Source organism: Amycolatopsis sp. CA-161197 (genome assembly GCF_050942255.1).
Lineage (GTDB): Bacteria > Actinomycetota > Actinomycetes > Mycobacteriales > Pseudonocardiaceae > Amycolatopsis.
This window is the reverse complement of the sequence record NZ_CP192059.1, coordinates 1,340,206-1,347,500: the sequence shown is the minus strand read 5'-3', so window position 1 is coordinate 1,347,500 and position 7,295 is coordinate 1,340,206. Positions and strand designations below refer to the sequence as shown.

The following is a 7,295-nucleotide window of genomic DNA, read 5'->3' as shown; positions in this document are numbered from 1 at the left end:
GCGAGGATCACCGAGTACGCCAGGTACGGGTTGCACGCCGAATCCAGCGTGCGGATCTCCACCCGCCGCGACGACGCCTTGCCGGGCGAGTACATCGGCACGCGCACCAACGCCGAGCGATTGGCCCGGCCCCACGACACCGTCGTCGGCGCTTCACTGCCGCTGATCAGGCGTTTGTACGAGTTCACCCACTGGTTGGTGACCGCCGAGATCTCCTTGGCGTGGTGCAGCAGACCGGCGACGAAGGCCTTCCCCGTCGCGGACAGCTCGTACGGGTCCTCCGCGTCGTAGAACGCGTTGCGGTCGCCCTCGAACAGGCTCACGTGGGTGTGCATCCCCGAGCCCGGCTGGTCCGTGAACGGCTTCGGCATGAACGTCGCGCGCACGCCCTGCGTCAGCGCGACCTCCTTGACGACGTACCGGAACGTCATCACGTTGTCGGCCATGGTGAGGGCGTCGGCGTACCGCAGGTCGATCTCCTGCTGGCCCGGCGCTCCCTCGTGGTGGCTGAACTCGACGGAGATGCCCATCGCCTCGAGCGTCTCGATGGCGTGGCGGCGGAAGTGCGTGGCCGTGGCGTGGCTGGCCTGGTCGAAGTACCCGCCGTTGTCGGCCGGCTCGGGTTCGCTGCCGTCGTCGGGCAGGGTGGCGAGGAGGAAGAACTCGATCTCCGGGTGCACGTAGCACGTGAAGCCCGCTTCGCCGGCCTTCGAGAGCTGGCGACGCAGCACGTGCCGCGGGTCGGCCCACGAGGGCGAGCCGTCGGGCATCGCGATGTCGCAGAACATGCGCGCGGAGTACGGGCCGCCGTCCGGTGTCTCCCACGGGAGCACCTGGAACGTCGACGGGTCCGGCTTCGCGACCATGTCCGACTCGTAGACGCGGGCGAAGCCCTCGATGGCGGAGCCGTCGAAGCCGATCCCCTCGCTGAACGCGCCCTCGAGCTCGGCCGGCGCGACCGCGACGGACTTGAGGAACCCCAGCACATCGGTGAACCAGAGCCGGACGAAACGGATGTCGCGCTCTTCCAACGTCCGGAGCACGAATTCCTGCTGGCGATCCATGGCCGCACCCTAACGACGGCGTGTTAACGACATGTTTCGCGACGCGCCGGAAGTGTCCACAATGCGCGAACTCACCTCAGGCCACGAACGTGAGCTCGCGTTTCCCGGATCGGGTGATCGACACCGACGCGATCGACGCGATCACCGCGAGGCCCGCCGCCACGTACCAGGCCAGGGCGTAGTCGCCCAGCTGGTCGCGCACGGCTCCGGCCGCCGACGCCGCGAACGCGGCGCCCAGCTGGTGGCACGCGAAGACCCAGCCGAACACGATCGGGCCGGCCTCGCCGAAGGAGCGGATGCAGAGCGCGACCGTCGGCGGGACCGTGGCGACCCAGTCGAGACCGTAGAAAAGGATGAACGCCCACATGCTGGGCTGCACGGAGTCGGTGAACAGCTGCGGCAGCAACGCGAGCGAGAGCCCCCGCAGCGCGTAGTACACGCCGAGCAGGATGCGCGGGTCGACCCGGTCGGTGAGCCAGCCCGACACGACGGTCCCCACCACGTCGAACACGCCGACGAGCGCGAGCAGGTTCGCCGCGGTGGTCTGCGGCATGCCGTGGTCGTGCGCGGCCGGCACGAAGTGGGTGCCGACCAGGCCGTTCGTGGTCGCCCCGCAGATCGCGAAGCCGATGGCCAGCAGCCAGAACGAGCGGGAGCGCATGGCCTGGAACAGCACGCGGATCGCCCGGCCCGCCGAGCCGCGTTTGACGTCCGGGTGGGCGACCTCCGTGCCCTCCGGCGCGCCGAACGCGACCGCCCCGAGGTCGGCCGGGTGGTCGCGCACCACGAGCAGCACGACGGGGACCACCGCGAGCGCCGCGATGGCGATGACCAGCGACGCCGTGCGCCAGCCGTCGTTCACGGCCAGCGTGGCGACCACGGGCAGGAACACGAGCTGACCCGTCGAGCCGGCCGCGGTGAGGATGCCGGTCACGGCGCCGCGGTGGCGCACGAACCAGCGCGTGGTGACGGTCGCGGCGAAGCTCATGGCCATCGAGCCCGTGCCGGCGCCGACGAGCACGCCCCAGCACAGGATCAGCTCCCAGCTCGTGCTCATGAACACCGTGCCACCCGCACCGAGCGCGACCACGAACAAGGCGGTCGCGGCAACACGCCGGATACCGAAACGTTCCATGAGCGCCGCGGCGAAGGGGGCGAAGAGGCCGTAAAGCACGAGGTTGACGGAAACCGCCAGGCCGATGGTCGCGCGGGACCAGCCGAACTCCTCGTGCAGCGGGTCGATCAGCACGCTCGGCGCGGCCCGGAACCCGGCCGCGGCCAGCAGGGCGATGAACGCGGCCGCGGCCACGAACCAGGCTCGGTGGACGCGGGGCGCGGTGCGGGTCTCGACGGTCACGGGTGATGAGTCTGATTCGTCTTCGGCGTCCTCGACAGTGGCTTGAAGGACACCGTCCGAAAGGATCGGGCCACGGGTAGTCTCACCGCCATGCGCTGCCGACGCTTCCTGCCGGCGCTGCTGCTCCTCGGACTCGTCGGCGGGTGCACAGCGCCCTCGCTGCCCCCGGCCGGTGACCTGCTCGGCGCGGCCGGAGCGAACTTCGCCGGCGTGCGCAGCCTGCACTTTTCCGTGGTCGTGAACGGCGTACTGCCCGGCCTGCCCTTGAGCACCGTCGACGGCGACGCGACGCTCGACGACGGCGGCCACGCGGCCGGCACCGCCGAGCTGGAGAACGCGACGAGCGACCGGAAGCTCTCCTTCGTCCTCGACGGGACCCACGCCACCACGCACGACAGCCCCGGCGCGACCTGGTCGGGCCCGGCGACGTTCACCGTCGGAGACTTCCTCGGCCGCGACGGCGGCCTGGCGCGGATGCTCAGCTCACTCGGCAACCCGCAGACCGAGACGCGCGAGCCCGTGCACGGCCTCGACACCTACCGCGTCGGCGGGGTACTGCCCGCGAAGGTGGCGACGCGGCTGCTCCCCCAGATTCACTCGGACGTGAACGTGAAGGTGTGGGTCACGGCCGCCGAGCCGCGGCGGTTCGCCCGGTTCTGGCTGCAGGTCCCGCCCCCGACGGAGAAGGACAGCCCGGTGATGTTCGAGGTCACGCTCTCGAACGAGAACCAGCCCGTGCCGACTCCGCTCGGCTGACTCAGCTACCCGCGCAACGCGTCCCGTCGGCCGGCACCGTGCCGTCGACGAGGTACGCGATGCCCGCCTTGTCCACGCACGCGTTGCCCTGCAGGAACGCCGTGTGCTGCGTGCCCTCGAAGGTGAGCAAGGCGCCCTTCAGCGCCTTCGCGAGGTTCACGCCTGCCTGGTAGGGCGTGGCCGGGTCGTTGGTCGTGGAGATGGTGAGCGTCTTGGGCAGACCCTCGACCTGCGGTTCGTGCGGCGTCATGGTGTTCGGCACCGGCCAGAAGGCGCAGGCGTCACGCGCGGAGCTGGCCGGGCGGCCGTCGTCGAGGAACGGCGCGACCTGCTCGTACTTCTGCTGCGCGTCGAGGATCGCCTTCGGGTCGGTGACGCGCGGGTCGTCGACGCAGCGAATGGCGGTGAAGGCGTCCTGCGTGGTGCCGTAGCGGCCGTCGGGGCCGCGCTCGTTGTAGATGTCGGCGAGCTGCTCGAGCGTGGCGCCGCGCTGGTTGCGCAGCTCGTTGAGGCCCGTGTTGAGGTACTCCCAGAGGTTCTGCTGGTAGAGCGCCTGGATGGCGCCGGTGGTGGCGTCCTCGTACGACAGCTTGCGGCCGTCGCCCACCGGCACCGGGAAGTCGATCAGCGGGCGGGTGAGGTCTTGGAACGCCTTCGTCGCCCCGGCCGGGTTGGTGCCGAGCGCGCAGTCCTGCCGAGCGGCACACCACTTCGCGAATTCACCGAACGCGACGCCGAAGCCCTGGCCCTGCGCGACGAGCGAGTCTTCCGGGTCCTGCGTCGGGTCGACGGCGCCGTCGAGGACGAGCGCCCGGACGTTGCGCGGGAAGTCCTCGGCGTAGGTCGAGCCGAGGAGGGTGCCGTAGGAGTAGCCCAGGTAGGTCAGTTTTTCGTCGCCGAGCACGGACCGCAGCACGTCCAGGTCCTTGGCGACGTCGCGAGTGCCGACGTGTTCGAGCATGTCGTCGCCGAGTTTCGTGCGCTGGGCGCACTTCGCGGCGAAGTCCTTTTCCTGCGTCTCCTGCTTCGTGACGCCGGCGGGCGTGCCGTCGGTTTCACTGTCGTCGGCGCGGTCCGCGTCGCGCTCGCTGTCGGTGAGGCAGCGGATCTGCGGTTCGCTCGCGCCGATGCCGCGCGGGTCGAAGCCGACGAGGTCGAAGCGTTTGCCGAGGTCCTTGTTCTTGACCTGGTCGATCAAACCGGCGGCGGCGACCATGCCGGACGCGCCGGGACCGCCCGGGTTGACCACCAGCGAGCCGATGCGGTCGTCCGGTTCGCTCGCTTTGTGCCGCAGGACGCCGAGCGTGATGGTCTGTCCGTCCGGTTTGTCATAGTCCAGCGGCACGGTCAGCCGAGCGCACTGGATATCCGACCGACGGAAGGCGGTCTGCGCGTCGTCCGAGGTCGCGTAGGGTGCGCAGTCGGCCCAGGTCATGCTCTGGCCGTAGAAGCGCGCGAGCCCCGTGGGCGCCGGCCCGACGGGCGGGTGCGATTCGGTCGTCGGCGAGGGCACGGTCTGGCCGGTGTTCGACGAGCACGCGACGAGCGTGCCGCCGAGCAGGCCGGCCACCGCGAGAGCGGCGATCCGGAGGGCGCGAGAGCTGGCGCTGGCATGGGGAGGCACGGTTTGATCGTGCCATCCGGCGGCGGAACTCCGACGCACCACCGGCGCGTTGGGTAATTCGAGGTGGCGGTCGGAGACACGAGCAAGACAGGACGGGAGACCAGGGGTGGCACTGATCAGCCGGGTGGGCAAGCGGCTCCGCCGGATCATCCAGCGGCCGGGCAGCGTCGAGCTGACCCGCTACGAAGCGCTGCTGCCCGCAGTCGCGAAGCTCGAACCCGAGCTCGAGAAGCTCTCGGACGCCGAGCTCACCGAACGTGCCGAAAAGCTGCGCGAGGACCTCGGCGGCGCGAAGGTGTTCAACGACGACCAGCTGGTGGAGACCTGCGCTCTCGGCCGGGAGGCCGCGCGGCGCGCGCTCGGCGAGCGCGCGTTCGACGTGCAGATCCTCGGCACGATGGGGCTGCTCACCGGGCACGTGGTGCAGATGGAGACCGGTGAGGGCAAGACGCTCGCCGGTGCGCTGGCGGCCGCCGGGTACGCCCTGCGCGGCAGCCGCGTGCACGTCGTCACCGTCAACGACTACCTCGCCCGACGCGACGCCGAGTGGATGAAGCCCGTCTACGACCTGCTCGCGGTCACCGTCGGCTGGGTCGAGCCCGCGCACTCGCGCGACGAGCGCAAGGACGCCTACGGCAAGCAGGTCACCTACGGCGCCGTCGCCGAAATCGGCTTCGACGTCCTGCGCGACCGGCTCGTGACGAACGTCGACGACCTGGTGCAGCCCGCGCCCGAGGTGGCGATCGTCGACGAAGCCGACTCCGTCCTGGTCGACGAGGCCCGCGTGCCGCTCGTGATGGCCGGCTCGATCGACCACAACGACGCCGACGAAGAGGTCGCCACGGTCGTGCGGCGCCTGCGGCTCGGCCTGCACTACGAGACCGACACCGACGGCCGCAACGCGTGGCTCACCACCGCCGGCGCGTCCGTGGTCGAGAAGTCGCTCGGCGGCATCGACCTCTACGGCGACACGGGTTCCGACCGCCTGGCCGCCGTGAACGTCGCCCTGCACGCCCACGCGCTGCTCACCCGCGACGTCGACTACCTAGTGCGCGACGGCAAGGTGCAGCTCATCAACGCCGCCCGCGGCCGCGTCGCCGAGCTGCAGCGCTGGCCGGACGGCCTGCAGGCCGCCGTCGAGGCGAAGGAGCAGGTGGCGGCCACCGACCGCGGCGAGATCCTCGACTCGATCACGGTGCAGGCGCTGCTCGCGCGTTACCCCTCAGTGGCGGGCATGACCGGTACGGCCGTGGCCGTGGCCGAGCAGCTGCGCGAGTTCTACCGCCTCGAGGTCGCGGTGATCCCGCCGAACACCCCCAACGTCCGCGAGGACCAGCCGGACCGGATCTTCGGGTCGCCGTCGCAGAAGCTGCGCGCGATCGAGGAGGAGATCCGGAAGGTGCACGAGACCGGGCGGCCCATCCTCGTGGGCACCCAGGACGTGGCCGAGTCCGAGGAGCTGGCCGACAAGCTCGCGAAGGTGGACCTGCCGTGCGTCGTGCTCAACGCGCGCAACGACGCCGAAGAGGCCGCGATCATCGCCGAGGCCGGCAAGAAGGGCGCGGTCACCGTGTCCACGCAGATGGCCGGCCGCGGTACCGACATCCGCCTCGGCGGCACCGACGGCGCGAGCCGCGAGGAGGTCGCCGAGCTGGGTGGCCTGCACGTGATCGGCACCGCGCGCTACCCGTCGAGCCGGCTCGACGGCCAGCTGCGTGGCCGCTCCGGCCGCCAGGGCGACCCGGGCAGCGCGATCTTCTTCGCGAGCCTCAACGACGACCTGGTCCTCTCCAACGCGCCCGACATCCCCGAGGGCATCGACGCCGACGCCGAGACCGGGGAGATCACCGACCCGGCAGCGCTGCGGCAGATCAACCACGCCCAGCGCGTGGCCGAGGGCGTCGACCTGGAGATCCACCGCAACACCTGGCGCTACACGCGGCTGATCGAGCGGCAGCGCACGGAGCTGCTGGAGCACCGCGACAAGGTGCTGCACACGGCGTTCGCGGCCGAGGAGCTGGAGAAGGCGCAGCCGGAGAAGTTCGCCGAGGTGAAGGAGAAGCTCGACGACACCGAGCGGCTCGAGCAGCTTTCGCGCGAGGTCGTGCTGTTCCACCTCGACCAGCTCTGGTCCGACCACCTCGCGTACCTGACCGACGTGCGCGAGAGCATCCACCTGCGGGCGCTGGCCCGGGAGACGCCGCTCGACGAGTTCCACCGCGCGGCGATCCCGGAGTTCCACAAGATCATCCCGGAGTCGGCGGCGCGCGCTTCAAAGACGCTCGAGGAAGCCGAGATCACCGACCACGGCATCGATCTCGCCGACGCCGGCGTGCGGCGGGCGAACACGACGTGGACCTACCTGGTGCACGACAACCCGTTCGACTCGGACTTCGAGCAGACGGTGAAGAAGGTGCGCAGCATGATGCGGATGAAGAAGTCCTGATCTTGTTCTTGAGGAGCCCGGTCACCTGTGTTGGTGGCCGGGCTCCTT

5 protein-coding genes (1 of these 5 running past the window's edge) are annotated in these 7,295 nt (G+C 70.5%); 2 read left to right on the top strand and 3 right to left on the bottom strand.

The genetic code is table 11. The features are described from left to right. Together glnA and ACQPXB_RS06665 are read right to left on the bottom strand one after the other, a co-directional pair. Positions 1-1,064, bottom strand: the 5' portion of a protein-coding gene (glnA, locus tag ACQPXB_RS06670) for a type I glutamate--ammonia ligase (RefSeq protein ID WP_366574999.1). Its footprint begins 280 nt before the window's first position; the window shows 1,064 of its 1,344 coding nt (coding positions 1-1,064); it begins with the start codon at positions 1,062-1,064; the stop codon falls past the left edge of the window. A 76-nt stretch (positions 1,065-1,140) separates the two neighbouring features. Continuing rightward, complete coding sequence (locus ACQPXB_RS06665) at positions 1,141-2,421, bottom strand: MFS transporter (RefSeq protein ID WP_366575001.1); 1,281 nt, start codon at positions 2,419-2,421, stop codon at positions 1,141-1,143. A gap of 90 nt (positions 2,422-2,511) precedes the next feature. On the opposite strand from ACQPXB_RS06665, the gene ACQPXB_RS06660 reads away from it, so the two are divergent. Further along, on the top strand, positions 2,512-3,177 hold the full coding sequence (locus ACQPXB_RS06660) for an LppX_LprAFG lipoprotein (RefSeq protein ID WP_432850143.1): 666 nt from the start codon (positions 2,512-2,514) through the stop codon (positions 3,175-3,177). A gap of 1 nt (position 3,178) precedes the next feature. On the opposite strand, the gene ACQPXB_RS06655 is transcribed toward ACQPXB_RS06660, so the two are convergent. Continuing rightward, positions 3,179-4,747 (bottom strand): alpha/beta hydrolase, encoded by a 1,569-nt coding sequence (locus ACQPXB_RS06655; RefSeq protein WP_432856464.1) that lies wholly within the window; start codon positions 4,745-4,747, stop codon positions 3,179-3,181. A 160-nt stretch (positions 4,748-4,907) separates the two neighbouring features. Here ACQPXB_RS06655 and secA2 point away from each other — a divergent pair, with 160 nt between their 5' ends. Next, the gene (secA2, locus tag ACQPXB_RS06650; protein ID WP_432850140.1) at positions 4,908-7,247 is read left to right on the top strand and encodes an accessory Sec system translocase SecA2; all 2,340 of its coding nucleotides are present in this window, start codon (positions 4,908-4,910) and stop codon (positions 7,245-7,247) included. Positions 7,248-7,295 lie beyond the last annotated feature (48 nt).

What these genes read in the sequence shown, in the direction of transcription:
- ACQPXB_RS06660 (WP_432850143.1), top strand. Translation starts at nt 2,512, where the DNA reads ATGCGCTGCCGACGCTTCCTGCCGGCGCTGCTGCTCCTCGGACTCGTC.